Genomic DNA, 15413 nt, shown 5'->3' with positions numbered 1-15413 from the left:
CGCGAGAGACACGTCATCGGCTCACTGCACCCGCGTGGTTGAAGCGCGTGATGCCACGCCACTGGGCGGGACTGGGGGTCTGATAGATATCGTCGAGCACTGACCATGCGTTTGCCGTCGGAACTGCGCCGGAAAGCTGAAAACAAGAGGGAAATTCGGCCCTGAATGTCTTGTCGGTGAGGCGGACAAAGTTGAGGTAGTTCGCACTGGTTATGTGGTCGAGACACGGTGCAAGCTTGGACGCTCCTCGGAGGGCGTTTACCCGCTCCTGTGGACCAAAATCAGGCGAATATCCGCCCTCATAGCCGCACATGCCACGGATACCAAAACTGAGTGCCCATGCCTTCCAATTCGCGTACAGCGAGGACACCCTGCCAACAGTGAACTTGCCCTCGCCGTTCTCCGTTGTGCGCGCGTACGCATCGGCCAGCGCTAGCTGAAGTTCCAGGTCTCCAGCTGCTTTCAGATAGGCCTCTGCCCGGACGACCTCATTGCTGGTGTTGTACTCTGCCGGCGTGATGTACTGTGCGCAGCAGATGTGGGTGACCCACGAGGACGCAGGCGTCTTGCTGAAACCGGCTTGAGCCGCTGTGGATTGCAGAAGGTATTTGGTGGACGCCAGGCGTGCGTTGCTTGCCTTCGTGTCATCGCTGGAAGTGCCAGTTGCAGTTTGCACACCACAGATCACCTGATATCTGGTCCGATCATTGCGATAGATGCGGCTAATCGTTTGACCGAGTACGGACATTGTCTTTCCGTACCAGTTGTGATGATCCTCCCCCCAGCCATATGAACCCGCCTTCGCGGCTGCGTAGGATGTCTGAAAGAACCCGGCCGCCCAGTTCCAGACCTCGTTAGGGCCTTCGAAGCGCGGGATCATCCATGCCGGACCGATGTCCCTGCATAACGTTGCCAATTGAGACACGTAATCAGTGGAGGGATCGATAGCGAGAGGCGGAGTCACGAAGTAGGGATGCGCCCCCACTTCTGCACACAGCCGGATCATGAGTTCCGGAGGGCATCCATTTTGGATCCCGGCGCTTCCCAAGGCGATGTCTCCGCCGTATTTGATCCAGGCACCAAGTGCGGCGTCGTAGACAAGCGTCGCGAGACTCTGCCACGTTCCGCCAATGACGAGCGAATTGCTTCCCGCGGACAACGGTCCGGCGTACTCGTTCAGGACTGGAACGTCACCGGTGTCATTCACATTCAGTGTGCAGGGTCCGTTGCAGCTCACATTGAACCGCACGGTCACCATCGCTTTGTCGACAAGCCGAAACCCGGAAAGCGCTGCCGAGTAGTGCGAACCGACATTCCGCGTATGACCCGCGTACAAGCTGCCGCGAAACTCCTGACCCGCGTAGAAGACATAGGAGGTCGGCTTGCGAGTGTCCCATGTGGTCACGTTGGTGGTATTGCCCTCCTGCCAATTGAGGAAGCGAATGACCCCGAAGTTCGCCTCGCGCAACCGCTCCATGAACTTGAGGCCGAACACGTCTCCCGCATTCAGAGCCTCCTCATCGTCCTGATGGCAGACCCGCAGATCCGTAAGGTGTGGCGTGCCCACGGCGCCGATACCCAGGACGATGCGCGTCTCGTTCGTCGAAAAAACGAACCGTCCCCCAGTTGCGAAGTTGCTCCTTGGTCGGCCACTTATCGCGCGATGTTCCATGCCCAGAAAGATCGTCCCAACTCCCCGCCACGCGACGACATACCTTCCAGGGCGCGAGGACTGGCTGGGGATGAAGAACACGGTCTTCACGCCACCGTTCGATACTCGCGTGGGGTACCCGTCCAAGTCGAGCGTGTGCGGCTCCGGCCAAGAACTGTTGTCGGAGAACATCCAGTTCTGTGCAGTCTTGAGGCAGTTCAGGAACGGGTAGGCGCCCCCCGACTGCAGGAAGCTTAGGTTGACCTGGGAGCGACCGCCATTGAAGGCAGCCGCTCCTAAAAAACGAGGGGCCGGTGTTCCAGCGCGGGAACTTCCGGCCCGTGCAAGCGAGGTGACCGCAGCGAAAGCCGCAGTACCTTGCAGAAAACCGCGTCTTTCCATGCTCAGTCTACCGATGGCAAGGGGCCGGCTAGTAGTAGCCGCCAGGTGGAGTCGCGACGGCAGCCTTGTTTAGCACGGTTCCGATGACATTGAAGCGAGCTAGGTGACGCTGCGACTCCTGAAGTTCCCGCTTGGTCGACATGCCGTTCCCAGTGACGAGCAAGACGCAGTCGATCTTGGGCAGCACCGCAATCACGTCATCCACAGCCGTCACCGGCGGCAAGTCGAAGATGGTGATTCCATTGGGGGTGGCAGAGCGCAACTGGTCGATGAGGCTGGCCACGCGGGCGGAAGACAGCACATCGGACGCGCCTGCGATCGGACGCGAAGCGGGAAGCACCGTCAGCCTCGGCAGGCCAACGTTGACCATGCAATCATTGAGGTTCGCGTCCCTCTCCAAGTAGTCGGAAAGCGTTGCGCGCACCGGCAGGCCGAGGCACGCACTGATGCTCGGGCGGCGCAAATCGAAGTCGACGAGCGTGGCGCGGTGCTGCGGATGATGGGCGATGCTCATCGCCAGGTTTACCGAAATGACGGTTTTCCCTGCGCCGACAGACGGCGAGGTCACCGCAAGTGTCTTCCACCCCTTCTCCTCCATCTGCTGCAGAACCTGCGTGCGCAGCAGGTCGAATACCCAGCGAGTCGGATTACTCTGCTCGTAAGCCACTACGCGGTTCTGCTCGAGATGCTCCCGATCCAAGGAAACGGACGGCAGCGCTGCTAGCCAGCTTTCACATAGCGTCGCCGGCGGGCTTGGGAAGGGCGTTGCGGCCTTAGAGCGGGGGGATTCTGGCCCCGCCAGCCTCTCGCCGCGTGCCTTGTCGATGGCGCTCTTGATTCTTTCCATGGTGCCTCACGCAAATCGCATCAAAAGCTTGGCCACGAGGAGGTCCAGGGGCAAGTAGAGAAAATGAAGACAGACTACCAACACGACTAGGGCTGCTCCAATCGCGGCCGTGCTTACCCAGAGAGCGCGGCGCCGTCGGTGGGCGTCCGCCGCGACTGCGATGTACGGAACGCTGACCAGAGGTCGCTGACCCAGTATGCCGCTGATGCCGTCAACTCCGCGAACGGTCCCATGCATCGTCTCCACCAAGGCCGTCAGAGCAGCGGAACCACCTGCGGCGAGAGCGAAACCGGCGGCGAGAAGTTTCTTGCGATCGGGCTTGATCGGCTTCTCTGGAACAGTCGGTGGCTCGAGCAGTGCGAAGCGCTCGGCTTTCTGCTCCCCTTCCAGGTTCTCGGCCAGTTGAGCCGTATCCTGCTTGGCGCGGAGCTCGGTGTATTTCCGCTGCGTGGCTTGATAGTCCCGCGTGAGGGCCGCGAGGCCTCGTTCCACTTCCGGTGCGTTGCGGAGTCGGCCCTCCATCTGTGCCATCCTGGCTCGCACGGCGCTTTCCTGCGCCCTCAATGAGGCCATCCTGGATCGGGCAGCGACTATGCGCGCGTCCAGCCGGGCAATTGAGGGATCCCTTGAGGCTTCGCCTCCGCTTACGGCGGTTGAGGATCTCTCCGCCACCATTGCTTGCTCCAGATTCTCGATGCGGCGCTTCTGCGTGCGTACGTCGGGATGACTTTCAGTGTAGATGGCCTGTAAGCGCGCCAGCTCGCCTCGCGCACGCTGGAGTTCTGCTGGTAGATTCCCATTGCCGGATGCCGCCCCGGATGGGGACTGGCCTTGCACGATCATAGCGATGGCGCTTGCCCGGTCTGCTTCGAGCGAGCGAACCTCTTCCTCTGCAGAGCGGTGGTCGCGCTCGATCTGCCGCAGGTCAGACTCTGTCCGCTGCATCGACGCGAGACCCAGTGCCAGGTTGTCCGGTAGCGTGTTGCCGTGCTGTTGTTTGTAGGTGGCGATCTGAACTTCCAGCTTGTCAAGTTCGCCTCGGAGCCTGTCCGACTCCTCTTTCAGGAATTCAGTGGTCTGCGTGGCTCGCTCTGTACGCACCTTCACGTTTTCATTCAGAAAAAGCGTGACCAGCTCGTTCGCAACGGCTTGTGCCATCTCGGCACGCCGATGCTCGAACGACACCTTGAATGCGATCGTCCCGGTGGATCTCGAGCCCGGATTGACGTTCGCGGTCACGAGCTCGACGAGTGTGTTCTTTCGCATCTCGTCGATCTGCTCGGACGGCGTGAGGCTCGTCCCTTCCGTCTGGAAGAGCTTGTATTTGCCGATGATGCGCAGGAGGTTCTCGCGCGTCATCACGCGCTGCTTGATGACCTCGATGCGTTCGTCGGCGTAACTCGTAACGGTGGCCTGCACCAATTCCGAGGGAATCTGTTGGGACTCGATGAGGATCGTCCCGGTGGACTGGTAGACGGGCGGCACGAGCAGCGCGACGGCGGCAGCGACCGCGAGGATGCCAAGAAAGCTTCCGGCGATCAAAACCGCGTGGCGGCGCAGGATCGCGAGGTAGTCGGCTACCGTGAGTTGATGGTCGTCAGGGGACATGGCTGCGGGGGCGTCTCAGAAATCGGCGTGTGCATACGTCAGGGTCAGGGCAACCACGTTGGCGCTCGCGCTTCCTGTCTGGTCGGTGCGTGCGCGGTGCTGCGCGCGTACCGCCAGCGTCCAGAAAGGGGTCAGTTGCCGGTCGTAGGTGGCGGTCAAGTCCCTGGCGCTCGAATTTTGGAGCGCGTGGAAGCGACTCGCGCTCGCCACAAACCCGAGGCCGCTCCGCTCGCTCAGCGGATAACGCAGGGCAACTCGCGCGATGGATGTGAGCGACATCCTTGAGTTCGCGGTGTCGACCTCAGGCCTGCGGCTCGCCTCCATGCGGGCCTCGAGCCGCGGCCCTCTATACGTGAGCTTGGCGGTGCCTTGCCACCCGGTTTCGGGGGCTGGCCCCGTGAACCGCACCACGCCGGCGGCGAGGTCCAGGTCGATCGCCTCGGTCAGCGCACGACGATAACCGCCGAGGACGCCGAACGACCCTGAGTCCTCCGTACTCGCGGGCAGGCCCGGCGCCGCGGAAGGACGATAGGACTGAAAGTCGGCCGACGTGTACCAGGAGGTACGCTCATTGAGATCTGCGGCCACTTGCACCGCTGCGATTGACCTACGGTAGTCTGCGACTTGCCCGATGTCGAATGTCACCCACTCCTCGCGCGCATTGGCCGCCAGCGTGTAATTGGGGCCGGCGCTATAGCTCCAGTTCGCTCCAACGGCGCTGAGCCGGCGCGTGCCATCGATCTCTCGCGGAACCTGCACGGCTACGTCCACTGATCGGTATGCCTGCTGTTCGAGCGCCATGAACACGCCGTAGTTGGCAATTGGCGTGGTATGCCGCCACTCCGCCCGGACCCGAGGGTCCTCCCGGTCAGCGCTGATCCGCGGATCGCTGCTGCGTTCCAGCGTAAGGGCGCCATTGACCTCCAGTTCATCACGATCCACCTGATACCGCGCATGCAGTTCCGGCGTTGCGCGCACGCGCGTCACGGGTTGGGGGTGCGTGCTGCTCATGAGCGGGTTGGAGTCGTGCTCGAGATCCGTGGGTACCGCGAGCGAATAGATCCAGCGACTCTGGGCGCCGGCGGCCGAAGTGAGGCCGTAGAGCGCCAGCGCGACGAGACCGGCGCGTGATACGAAGGGCGCCGCCAGCCCCGTCATCAGGGCACCAGCACCGTGTCACCGCCTAGCAGTGTCACGTTCGTGTCCAGGGCGTCACCATGCAGGAGATCGTTGTAGCGAACGCGTAGGGTCTGCTGGCGCCCGGTCGCATCCCGGCGCAAGACCAGGATCGCGTCGCCGTTAGCGAAGCGGTCCAGTCCGCCGGCTTGGCTGAGCACTTGGAGCACCGTGACATTTGGAGCGGTGAGCGGAACCTGCCCGGGCTTGAGCACCTTGCCGATCACGAAAACGCTGTTCCCCTCGGTCGCTATTACGGATGCCGTGACGCTCGCCTCCGGGATGTAACGCTTAATCGCTTCGGTGATCCTTCGTTCGACGTCGGAAGTGCTCGACCCGGCTACTACCAGGCGACCTACCAGCGGGAAGCTTATGCTGCCATCCGGGAGCACGCGCACCTCGCGGCTCAGGCCCTCCTCGCGCCAGACCGAGATCATCACGCGGTCCCCATGCCGAAGGAGGTATGGTGAAAGCTCCTGCCCCCAGGCCGGGATGCTTGCAGCGAGCAGGAGCAGGGCATTCAAGAGGCGCTTCATGGGCATTGGTAATTGTGTAGGCGCGGTTTAGGAGATCCGGCGATCGGAGTCCGTAAAACACAAGAACCAGGCGGCGCCTGGCTCTTGTGAATACACCGTTACGCAGGGCACCTCCTGCGCTCTCGGAAACGCTCAGATCTTGCGGCGGTTGGAGAAGCCGAGGAAACCCAGCAGCGCCGAGCCGAACAGCCAGATCGCGCCAGGCAGCGGCACCGCACTGACCGAAGTGGTGATCGCGGAGATCGGCGAGTCGGTCGTCAGGGCGAGAACGTATTGCTGTCCTGCCTGCATGACGAACGTGAAGAAGGGAAGGTTGTTCTCGACGGAAATGTCCGTCAGCAAAGTCGCGGACACGATTTCAGCATCAGTGTTCGAGGAATTAATGCCCGTGTCGATGTCGCTGTAGACAGCGTATGAAGCGCTGAGGCCGTTGGTGGGGTCGGTATCTCCCAGGACGACCCTGGTGTTCATCTCGCCCCCGGTTGCGTTGACCAGTTCATAGTACGTCGTGGTGGGTTGGGTACCCGGTGCGAACGTAGTGGTGAAGTCCGTTGAGTCGGCGCCGTTGAACACGTAGCTGTCCCCGAGAGTGACAGTGGCGGCGTGTGCGGCCGGCGCCAGGAAGGCGGCGGTCACTGCGGAAAGGAGCAAGAGTTTCAGTTTCATCGAGGGTCCTCGTTGGGTGGATGCAATGGGTACGCTAGGTTAGCTTCGCGTGCTGGGCTTGCAATAGTTCCTTGGTGCCAAGCGTGCGAGCTCAGTACGCATTCGTCCCAGTGAACGCCTTGAACGTACGGACCAGGATCGACAGATCGAGCCAAAGGGACCAGTGGTTGATGTATTCGATGTCCGACTCCACGCGCAGGATCATCGTCTCGATCTCGCGCGTTTCCCCGCGGAAGCCGCGCACCTGCGCCAGGCCGGTGATGCCCGGCTTGATGTTGTGGCGTGCGAAGTAGTGCGAGATGTGCCGGGCGTATTCGTGGTCGTGCTGGATGGCGTGCGGCCGTGGACCCACCAAGGACATATCGCCGGTGAGCACATTCAGGATCTGGGGCAGCTCGTCGAGGCTCGTGCGTCGCAGGAAGCCCCCCACGCGCGTGATGCGGGGATCGTTGCGGCTCGCCTGCCGCACCACACCGGCCTCCGGCTGGTGCACGTACATGCTGCGGAACTTCCAGATGTGGAAGGTCTTGCCGCCCCATCCCAGCCTCGCCTGGCGGAAGAACACCGGGCCTGGACTATCCATCTTGATCGCCACTGCGATCAGGGCCATCAGGGGAGCAAACAGCACCAGCAACACCGCAGACAAGCAGGTGTCCTCCAGTTGCTTGAGCAGGCGGCGCGTGCCGATCAAGGGCGTCTCGGAAAGCGTGAGAACGGGCACGCCGGCGATCTCGCTCACCGCATGGTTCACAAGCCGCAGCGAGAAAATGTCGGGAACCCAGTGGACAGCCACGTGCTTGTCCAGCAGCTTGAAATAGATTCTCTCGATCACCTCGGACGCGTTCAGCGGGATCGCGAAATACACGGTGCGCACCGAGTGGTCGCGGATGAGGCCCATGAGTTCGGTCAAATCTCCGAGGATTTCGCCCTCCTGCTCGAACGCCTGGTTGCCGGCGGAGTCGGCTGCGGAATTCAAACGCACGAACCCGACCACCTTCTGCCCGAGCCACTCGTTGGTGGTGATGCGTTGGTGCAGGTAGCCCGCCAGCTGCCCAGTGCCCACGATGATGGCGTTGTGCGCCTGGGCCTGGTGGCGGAAGACCTCCTTCACCAATAGGCGCATCGCGGCGTGGATGGCCAGCTGCGCCGCGTAGCCGCCAGCATAGAGTTCGAGGAGGAACAGGCGGGAAAAGGCGTCGGAGCGCTTGGTGACGAAGCCGAGAACCACCAGGACCGCGAACGCGAGTGTCCAGGCCTGCAGCAGGTCCAGCGCCTTGCGGGTGAAGCTCGTGTTCTTCCTGTAGATGGCGAACATGTCGTACAGGAGACCGAGGGCGCCGAGCAGGAGCACGACTGTGATCGTGTATTCGGCGGTCAATGCGCCGACGTTCAACAGGATCAGCCAATAGGCCAGGCTGACGACGGCCATGCCGTCCAGCAGCGGGCGCACGTCTGCGATGCTGCTGCGACGCTGAAGCACGGTGTGCTTGTCGTCAATGGTGGAATGGAGGAAGCCGGAATCCATGGACTGCAGGAGATGAAGGGGCCCCGCACCCCTGGCAGGGTGCGGGGCCAGTGCCTGTTCAGACGGACGCCGTGCCGTGCACGCGGTTCCGACGCCGGCCCATCACGCCGAGCGCACCGAGGCCGGATGCGAAGAGCAATGCTGCCGCGGGAAGGGGGGTGGCAAGAACTTGCGGGCCGAGAAAGGCGCGGTAGTTGCTGATACTGGCCGTCGGCAGACCAGACAGCGTGAAGGTGTCAGTCGCCACACTCCAGTTGAAGACCAGCTCGCCCTTTCCCAAGTGGACGGCGAGGTAGTCGAAGGCCTGATCCGCCTTGAAGGTGCTGGTCGGCGTGCCGTTCGGCGGGTTCTGATTGCTCACCGAGCCGCCCGCGCAAGAGCCGTTGTCGCAGTAGGCGACCGTCGTGAGGCTGCCGGCGAGCAATCCATAGCGCTTCTCCACCGCGTCGTTGATGGCGGCGGGACTCTGCGGCGTGAGGTTCGAGTCGTAGAACCAGACCTGGTCGTCCAGGTAGGTCGCCGGTGACGCGCTCAGGTTGTACGTTTTGGACTTGTACGTGAGCGTGAAGGCGCCATCCACCTCGCTCAGCTCGTACCAATTGCCGACCGGTGCGGCGCACGCCAGGCCGGTGAACGCCAAGGTGGCAAGCAGCAGGCAGCGCGGAATGAAGGTCTGGCTCATGTGAATCAGTTTGATCTAGGGGGCGGGGGCGGCCAATAGCTCAATGGAATCAACGGCGGCGAATCGCTCAGGCCACGGGCTCGGCTTTGGACTTGCCTCGACGTCGAGCGATCAGGCCGGCGGCGACCAAGCCAGATGCGAACAGCAAAGCCGCGCCTGGCAGGGGGGTCGCCACCACCTGAGGACCGGTGTACGCCTGGTAGTTGTCGATGGCTGGAGGCGGCAGGCCCGCAAGCGTGACCGTGTCCGTGGCCACCGCCCAGTGGAACAGCAGTTCTCCCTGCAGGAGCTTCACGGCGAGATACTGAAAGGCTTGGGCCGCGTGAAAAGTGCTGAGAGCACCGGCCCAGGTGAACTGGTTCGTCACCGATGCACCGGCAGTGCAGGATGGCTGGTACCCGTTGTTGCAGGAGGCGACCGGGGTGAGGCTGCCGGCCAGGAGGTTGTACTGCGTCTCGACCGCGGTCGCTATGTTGGCCGGAGTCTGGGGAGTGAGGTTCCCCGAGTAGAACCAGACCTGGTCAGCGAGGTACTGGGCCGGGGACGCCGTCACCAGGTTGTAAGTTCTCGCGTTGAAGGTGATGGAAACGAGCGCGCCATCCTTGGCTTCGAGCTCGTACCAATTGGGAAGGACCGTGGCGTGCGCCACTCCGAGGCAGGACATGGCGGCAGCCAATGCGCAACGAGTGATGGAGATAAGCGACATGTTCGTAGTGTTTGCCACAAACGTGCTGGGGCCGTTAGCTCCAAGGTGCCAATGCAGGCCCCCGGCCATTGACGAGTAGGGGCGCGTTCAACTAGAGGTCACGATGCGCGCTGCCTTCGCCCCACCGCAAACACATGCACCCCCGCCGGCTCCCGCAGGAACTCCTGCGCGCCGCCGAACGCGCTCGCCGCGAACAGGCGCTGCAGGTCTTCCTCGGTGCGATGGATCACCCGCCACTCCAGCACGTAGTCCATCAGCGCGCGCGCCGGGTTGCGCGGATGCAGGTTGCCCAGGATCACTTGGCCGCCGGGTGCAAGGCGGTCGTGGATCCAGTCCAAGAGGTGCACCACGAATTCATCGCTGAAGTAGTCGATGAGGCCCATGCCGTAGATGACGTGCTGCGGCGGCAGCTTGACCTTCTCGCGCCCGAGCGCGAGGCGGATGAGGTTCACCTTGACAGTGCGGACGTGGCTGCCCAAGCCCTCGGCGTCCAGCCTCGCCCCGGCGTATTGCAGCGCCTGCGGGTCGATGTCCGCCAGCGTCACATCAGGCCGGCGGTGGTCCGGGAGCAAGCCCATCATGTCGGAGATCTCGCGCGCAGGGCCGCACGCGAGCGAGGTGATGGCCAGGCGGCCGTGGTGTGACATCGCGAGCGCGGCCAGCCGGCTGGCAATGAGCTCGCGGCGGTTGCGCACTGCCGCAGCGGCGGGGTGCTCGATGAAGAAGTGATCGATGGCCCGGCCGACGCCCACGCCGCCGCAGCGCCGTTCGGAGATGTCGTCGATGGTCTGGAAGTCGCCCGCGTACCCCCGGGGTTTCGCGTAGCAGCGCAGCGCCGTGTGGGTGGCGAGGAGGAAAGGCAGCAACTCCTGCTGCACGCGCGCACCCACTGTTTGCGCAGCGGCCGGCAGCCTGGAGGCCAGGGGACGGCAGGTTTCCTCCAGCCTTTCCAGCACGGCTTCCAGGGCGACGCGCAAGTCGGCCTCGGCCTCCGCGCCGAGTTGGCCCTTCACGCGCTCTTCCTTGTCGCAACGCGCCGCGGCCGCGCGGAAGGCGTCGAGTGCCTCGTTCAGTGCGCTGAACTCGCCGCGCGCCGCGCGTGCGATGGCAGGTCGCGCCACGCCGCCGGCCAGGGCCACGTTGCTCGATCGCTGCCGTTCCACCAGCACGCCGGCCAGCGCGCGCATGAATTCGGCGGCGAAGGCGCGATCGTCCGCCAGCTTGTCTTCCAGTACCGGCAAGGGCAGGACCAGGGCCTCGCTTTGTTCGAGCGCCTTCACCCGTGCCGAGGCGACGGTGCGACCCAGCCAGGCCATCTCGCCGAACACGGACCCGGCCGGCAGACGCCCGAGCTCCTGCTCCGCCCCGTCGTCGCCGATGCTCGCCCCATACAGACCCGCGCTCACGATGAACAGCGCGCTCGGCTCCTCGCCTTCGACGACCACTGGAGTGTGGACCTCGTGCGCCTTGGTGGCCGCATTGGCGAGCAGCCACTCGATGCTGGCATCGCTCAGGCCGCTGAAAAGTCCCAGGTCCTTCATGCCGCCGGTGCCGTCTTCACTAGCACGTGGGGTGTCACACGTCTGTTCCCCAAACGGGGAATCGTTGTGGAAACCCCATCCCGATCGTCGCCGCCCACCGCAGCCCGGGGGATCGCTCCAATAATTGGCCGCAACAGTTTGTTGCAATCAAAGGAACAACAGTGCATGGGAGCACGATGGAAGCGAACCCGTCCCTTGCGGATCCGGGCCGGGCAGTCACCGTCCTGTACCAGCGGGAAAGTGGCAAGCGCCTGACCTACGAAATCAAGGCCGACGGCTTCGGCGGCTACACGATCACCTTGAACGGCAAGGTCCTGAAGCACGGCACCGATGCCCTGGTGGCCAGGGGATTGCGCGCCCCCGGGCCGCAAGTGCGGCACAGCGCGATCAACTATGCGAAGGTGGCGGTGGACTATCTTCACGGCATGGCGGAGTAATAGCGCTGCGCCGTCTTGCGGAACTTCGGGCATCGGGCTGGCTGCTTTCCTCGAGGCTTGGGCGACGCCGGAGATACACGCTTGGCCGCCGCAACGAGGCTAACGCACCTGCCGAGCAGGGCATTGGCACCAAGGAGCCATTGCGAGTGGCGCTCGCCCCGGTAGAACAACGGTCCTTGCTCCGCGCGTCTTAAGGCCGGCGTGCAGCGGCGCAACGTGCGGCGGGGGCGTGCCGAGAAAAATCCACGCATTGCTCGGCCGCGCCGCCGCTCAGGCGTCAACGTCTTTACATGGAGCCGGCTTCGACAGAGATTCAGCCTATGGAAACCAGTCACTACGCCCGCGCTGCCGGAAAGCGGCGCACTTACCGCATCCAGGCCGACCTGCAGGGACGGTTCGAGATTTCGCTGGATGGCAAGGTGCTCAAGCGCGGTTGCGACGGCTTGGCGATCCGCGGGCTGCGCAAGCCGGGGCCTGAGGTGCAGGCTTCGTCCATCCGGCAGGCGAAGGTGGCCATCGACTACCTGCTGGGAATGGCTGAAGAATGAAGTGGCAAGCGCGATGGGCGGCGTGATGTGGCATCGCTGGCGCCTGCTTCCACGCGCGGCTTTCTGCGGCTGGGCGTCCGTGGTTCTGTTCCTTGCGTTGTCGCCGGCGCAGGACCTGCCAAGCACAGGCTGGGACAAGATCAACCACGTGCTGGCGTTCGGCATGCTGGGGGTCCTGGTGGCGATGGGTTGGCCTGGCAACTTGCTGCGCTCGTTGGCGCTGGTCTTTGGTTACGGCCTGTTGATCGAGGGCCTGCAGACGTTCACGCCCACGCGCACGCCCGACCTGCTGGATGTCGCCGCTAACACAGTCGGCTTGTTGGTCGCTTTCACGATATGTACCGCGGCACGCACCCTGGCGGGCACGAGGAAAGCTGCACATGATGAGCGCTGATTCGTGCCACTTCACGACGGACGCTACGCTCGAACGTGGCTGCGATTCCGCCGCCTCCATGCAAGTGTCCGCGACCGTTCCCGACTGGGGCAGGGAAGCCAAGTCGCCTTTTGAATGGGCGCCTACGCGGTCTCTGCTGGCGAGCATCCGGGCTTATCAGCGGCACGCCGGCCGTAGGAACCCGGCCAGCCTCTTGCTGAAGAAGCTCGCTGTGCTCCGGCATCGGTTCTGGTCGGTCGTCACCGGCTGCGACATTCCTGTTAACACGCAAATCGGCGGCGGCCTCCTGCTGCCGCACCCGAACGGGATCGTCATCCATCCGGACTGCCGAATAGGCCCCAACTGCTTGATCCTGCAACAAGTCACGCTGGGCTCCGGCCGGGGCGGCGTGCCGACGTTAGGCGGTCACGTCGACATCGGCCCGGGAGCCAAGGTGCTCGGACGGGTCCACCTGCACGATCACTCGGTGGTCGGTGCGAATGCGGTGGTGCTGTCCGATGTGCCCGAGGGCGTGACGGTCGTGGGAATGCCCGCGCGGCCGGTGCGATCGCGCCAGCGCGCGTGCGCATGAAAATCGGCCGCATGCCGCAGGTTCTAGAGGCGTGCGGTTGTGCCCGGTAGCGGCGCCCGTCACTTGCATGTCGTGAAGTTCGCCAAGGGCGTGCTTGCCACCTGCTTCGCAGACTGGTATTTCGGGCCGCTTAGGTCGTACGGGTTGTTCGTCAGTCCCCAGTAGCCATAGCGGCTCCAACTGCCGGCGACGGTGTACTGCATGAACAGGTCGTTACCGCAACCAAACCACTGCGCCCAGTAATCGACCTGGATGGCCGCCATACGCGGATCTTTGGTCGCCAGCGTCTTGTTGGGGAGGTTCACGTCCGACTGGCCCAGGTCTTGGCCGCCCTCGTAGGCGACGCTGCGAATGCCGTAATAGTTCGCCAGTGCCCTCTGCGTGGCGCCGCTCAAGTCCTGTCCCGCGTAGACCATGTTCGGCTTGAACTGCGGGTAGTAGGTCGTGACATAGGTTTGCATGTCTCCCACGATCTGGTCCACCGTGAGGGTGGGGTTGGTCACGGCTGTTTGCATTGTGTCCAGCGACGTGAGGCCGTAATACGGCGCGCCGGCGACCGCATAGAGCAGGTTCTTCGGCGCGCCTATGTATTTGTCGATGTACTTCAGCTGCTGCTCGCCGATGGCCAAGTACGACCATTGCGTCGCCAAGACAGGGCGGTACCGGGTGTTGAGTGCGGCCGGCCCCATCACCTCCGAGAATATCTGCGAAATCTGGGCGATGCGCTTGCCCACGCGTTTGTACGCGGCCCAATACTTGTCGCAGGGGGCAGGCCCATTGACCATCTGGTCGCGGGTGCACGTCGCGCCATTCACCAGCGAGGTGTCTCCCGCTACGACCTCCGCGATGGCTGCATCGAGGTTCGCCCCGGATTGCGTGAAGGCCCAGTTCCAGACCTCGTTGCTATATTCGAGGTAGACGATCCGCCCGGGGGCCAAGGTCCGATCGAGAAGCGTGGCAAGCTGCCGCACGAAATCGTCGTCCGCGCCGACGGGAATGTTCAGCCAGATGTCCTTGCCCAGGTCGTTTCCGATCTGGACCGCGTACTCGTACGCGCCGCCGCGGGCGCCGGCCTGCGTGGCGTCGGTCGGGAGCGTGCGCTGTGCCCACGTGCTCACGGGGTTGCCGTTCGTGGCCAGAAAGTCCATGAAGCGCAGGACGCCGAAGGGCGCGACGGCAGCCTTGAACTCGCGCGTGAAAGTGTCCGCGCTCGTGTAGCCCGGGCGAAGCAACGTCACTTCCCTGACCCCGCCGTTCGTGCCAGTGAAGCTCAGCATCATCTGGTAGGCGGTGGCGCCGACCACGATGTCAGCGGTGCTGCGGTTGGTCGCCGGGTCGTAGGTGCTGTTGGCGACGCGCACGTCGCGCGAAGCCACAGAATTGACGTTCGCCCGGCCGACGAAAGCCAGCTTGTAGGTTCCCTGCGGGATCAGTGCATACGCATTGGTGTTGTCGCCAGGGTCGGGTTGGTCCGCAGTCGAAGAAACGGAGATCACGACACCGGCGTCCCCGGTTGGCCAGCCGCGCGCATCGACCGCCGCCGCCTCGTCATATGGCGTTGCGGCGGTACCCCAATGGCGTGACAGCTTCATCATGTCGACGAAGGGCGGCAGGCGCGAGTAGTCGGTCAGGCCTTCCAGGTTCGCGCCCAGGGGGGCGAGGGCGAGAGCGGGATCCAGTGCAGCGCTGGGGTCGGAGCCAGTGACGGGACCGGGCGCGACGCTCGGCGTGCCCTGATTGTTCTGCGTACCAGTTAGCACGCCCGAGGCGACAGCATCGCCTCCTCCGCTGGGGCCACCACCACCACCACAGCTTGCAAGCAGAAAAGCGAGCGCCAAAGAAATGGGCATCGTGCGCATGAAGGCTCCCTACAGTTAGACGCGGCTGTTGTTTTTGGAGCAGGCGCCGTGCGTTTCCGCGGGCTCGATGTCCGCTTTCCGTTCAGCGTGTATTCGACGTCCGTTGCCCAGCCGTTAGTGACAAGGTAGAGAGGAAGAAGCCCCGGTCCAACATGCGCGGGGCGGTCGGCTTCGCAGGGTTGACAAGCGGCAAACTCACAGCGTGGTTGAGGGCGTCGCTGTGGCGCGGGTGCCACACACGGAGCGATGGCTATGCTCTGGCGG

15 protein-coding genes are annotated in these 15413 nt (G+C 63.6%); 4 read left to right on the top strand and 11 right to left on the bottom strand.

All coding sequences use genetic code 11. The features are described 5' to 3' along the window. Positions 1-13: 13 nt before the first annotated feature. From AC3EGR_RS20760 to AC3EGR_RS20715, 10 genes are all read right to left on the bottom strand, one after another. Complete coding sequence (locus AC3EGR_RS20760) at positions 14-2053, bottom strand: hypothetical protein (protein ID WP_488548423.1); 2040 nt, start codon at positions 2051-2053, stop codon at positions 14-16. Positions 2054-2081: 28 nt separating this feature from the next. Beyond that, positions 2082-2900, bottom strand: coding sequence for a CpsD/CapB family tyrosine-protein kinase (locus AC3EGR_RS20755; protein WP_488548422.1), 819 nt, complete (start codon positions 2898-2900; stop codon positions 2082-2084). 6 nt (positions 2901-2906) lie between these two features. Beyond that, positions 2907-4508, bottom strand: a complete 1602-nt coding sequence (locus tag AC3EGR_RS20750) for a GumC family protein (protein WP_488548421.1) — start codon at positions 4506-4508, stop codon at positions 2907-2909. Between the two features lie 15 nt (positions 4509-4523). Continuing rightward, entirely contained in the window at positions 4524-5666 is a 1143-nt protein-coding gene (locus AC3EGR_RS20745; RefSeq protein WP_488548420.1) for a hypothetical protein, read from the bottom strand. Further along, positions 5666-6220 carry a polysaccharide biosynthesis/export family protein gene (locus AC3EGR_RS20740; protein ID WP_488548419.1) on the bottom strand — a complete coding sequence of 185 codons (555 nt, stop codon included), beginning with the start codon at positions 6218-6220 and terminating at the stop codon, positions 5666-5668. The genes AC3EGR_RS20745 and AC3EGR_RS20740 overlap by 1 nt, the downstream gene beginning before the upstream one ends. A 132-nt stretch (positions 6221-6352) precedes the next feature. Next, positions 6353-6886, bottom strand: coding sequence for a hypothetical protein (locus AC3EGR_RS20735; protein ID WP_488548418.1), 534 nt, complete (start codon positions 6884-6886; stop codon positions 6353-6355). Between the two features lie 91 nt (positions 6887-6977). Continuing rightward, on the bottom strand, positions 6978-8411 hold the full coding sequence (locus AC3EGR_RS20730; protein ID WP_488548417.1) for an undecaprenyl-phosphate glucose phosphotransferase: 1434 nt from the start codon (positions 8409-8411) through the stop codon (positions 6978-6980). A gap of 58 nt (positions 8412-8469) precedes the next feature. Continuing rightward, complete coding sequence (locus AC3EGR_RS20725; protein WP_488548416.1) at positions 8470-9093, bottom strand: VPLPA-CTERM sorting domain-containing protein; 624 nt, start codon at positions 9091-9093, stop codon at positions 8470-8472. Positions 9094-9160: 67 nt separating this feature from the next. Then, on the bottom strand, positions 9161-9799 hold the full coding sequence (locus AC3EGR_RS20720) for a hypothetical protein (RefSeq protein WP_488548415.1): 639 nt from the start codon (positions 9797-9799) through the stop codon (positions 9161-9163). Positions 9800-9897: 98 nt separating this feature from the next. Continuing rightward, the gene (locus AC3EGR_RS20715; protein ID WP_488548414.1) at positions 9898-11340 is read right to left on the bottom strand and encodes a cyclic nucleotide-binding domain-containing protein; all 1443 of its coding nucleotides are present in this window, start codon (positions 11338-11340) and stop codon (positions 9898-9900) included. Between the two features lie 176 nt (positions 11341-11516). Here AC3EGR_RS20715 and AC3EGR_RS20710 point away from each other — a divergent pair, with 176 nt between their 5' ends. The 4 genes from AC3EGR_RS20710 (at position 11517) to AC3EGR_RS20695 (ending at position 13290) form a co-directional block, all read left to right on the top strand. After that, on the top strand, positions 11517-11777 hold the full coding sequence (locus tag AC3EGR_RS20710; RefSeq protein WP_488548413.1) for a hypothetical protein: 261 nt from the start codon (positions 11517-11519) through the stop codon (positions 11775-11777). Between the two features lie 290 nt (positions 11778-12067). After that, positions 12068-12325 (top strand): hypothetical protein, encoded by a 258-nt coding sequence (locus AC3EGR_RS20705; RefSeq protein ID WP_488548412.1) that lies wholly within the window; start codon positions 12068-12070, stop codon positions 12323-12325. Position 12326: 1 nt separating this feature from the next. Then, positions 12327-12719, top strand: coding sequence for a VanZ family protein (locus tag AC3EGR_RS20700; protein WP_488548411.1), 393 nt, complete (start codon positions 12327-12329; stop codon positions 12717-12719). Beyond that, positions 12706-13290 carry a serine O-acetyltransferase gene (locus tag AC3EGR_RS20695; protein ID WP_488548410.1) on the top strand — a complete coding sequence of 195 codons (585 nt, stop codon included), beginning with the start codon at positions 12706-12708 and terminating at the stop codon, positions 13288-13290. Before AC3EGR_RS20700 ends, AC3EGR_RS20695 begins: the two co-directional genes overlap by 14 nt. 59 nt (positions 13291-13349) lie before the next feature. Here AC3EGR_RS20695 and AC3EGR_RS20690 read toward each other — a convergent pair whose 3' ends face one another. Next, a complete protein-coding gene (locus tag AC3EGR_RS20690; RefSeq protein WP_488548409.1) occupies positions 13350-15149 on the bottom strand; it encodes a hypothetical protein in 1800 nt (599 codons plus the stop codon). Positions 15150-15413 lie beyond the last annotated feature (264 nt).

The organism is Ramlibacter sp. G4-7 (assembly GCF_057784995.1).
This window is presented reverse-complemented; position numbering and strand designations above follow the sequence as displayed.

Excerpts from the sequence above, each read along its gene's own strand:
- AC3EGR_RS20695 (WP_488548410.1), top strand. The coding sequence starts at position 12,706 with ATGATGAGCGCTGATTCGTGCCACTTCACGACGGACGCTACGCTCGAA.
- AC3EGR_RS20745 (WP_488548420.1), bottom strand. The coding sequence starts at position 5,666 with ATGACGGGGCTGGCGGCGCCCTTCGTATCACGCGCCGGTCTCGTCGCG.
- AC3EGR_RS20755 (WP_488548422.1), bottom strand. The coding sequence starts at position 2,900 with ATGGAAAGAATCAAGAGCGCCATCGACAAGGCACGCGGCGAGAGGCTG.
- AC3EGR_RS20750 (WP_488548421.1), bottom strand. The coding sequence starts at position 4,508 with ATGTCCCCTGACGACCATCAACTCACGGTAGCCGACTACCTCGCGATC.
- AC3EGR_RS20730 (WP_488548417.1), bottom strand. The coding sequence starts at position 8,411 with ATGGATTCCGGCTTCCTCCATTCCACCATTGACGACAAGCACACCGTG.
- AC3EGR_RS20710 (WP_488548413.1), top strand. The coding sequence starts at position 11,517 with ATGGAAGCGAACCCGTCCCTTGCGGATCCGGGCCGGGCAGTCACCGTC.
- AC3EGR_RS20760 (WP_488548423.1), bottom strand. The coding sequence starts at position 2,053 with ATGGAAAGACGCGGTTTTCTGCAAGGTACTGCGGCTTTCGCTGCGGTC.
- AC3EGR_RS20715 (WP_488548414.1), bottom strand. The coding sequence starts at position 11,340 with ATGAAGGACCTGGGACTTTTCAGCGGCCTGAGCGATGCCAGCATCGAG.
- AC3EGR_RS20720 (WP_488548415.1), bottom strand. The coding sequence starts at position 9,799 with ATGTCGCTTATCTCCATCACTCGTTGCGCATTGGCTGCCGCCATGTCC.
- AC3EGR_RS20735 (WP_488548418.1), bottom strand. The coding sequence starts at position 6,886 with ATGAAACTGAAACTCTTGCTCCTTTCCGCAGTGACCGCCGCCTTCCTG.
- AC3EGR_RS20705 (WP_488548412.1), top strand. The coding sequence starts at position 12,068 with ATGGAGCCGGCTTCGACAGAGATTCAGCCTATGGAAACCAGTCACTAC.
- AC3EGR_RS20690 (WP_488548409.1), bottom strand. The coding sequence starts at position 15,149 with ATGCGCACGATGCCCATTTCTTTGGCGCTCGCTTTTCTGCTTGCAAGC.
- AC3EGR_RS20740 (WP_488548419.1), bottom strand. The coding sequence starts at position 6,220 with ATGAAGCGCCTCTTGAATGCCCTGCTCCTGCTCGCTGCAAGCATCCCG.
- AC3EGR_RS20725 (WP_488548416.1), bottom strand. The coding sequence starts at position 9,093 with ATGAGCCAGACCTTCATTCCGCGCTGCCTGCTGCTTGCCACCTTGGCG.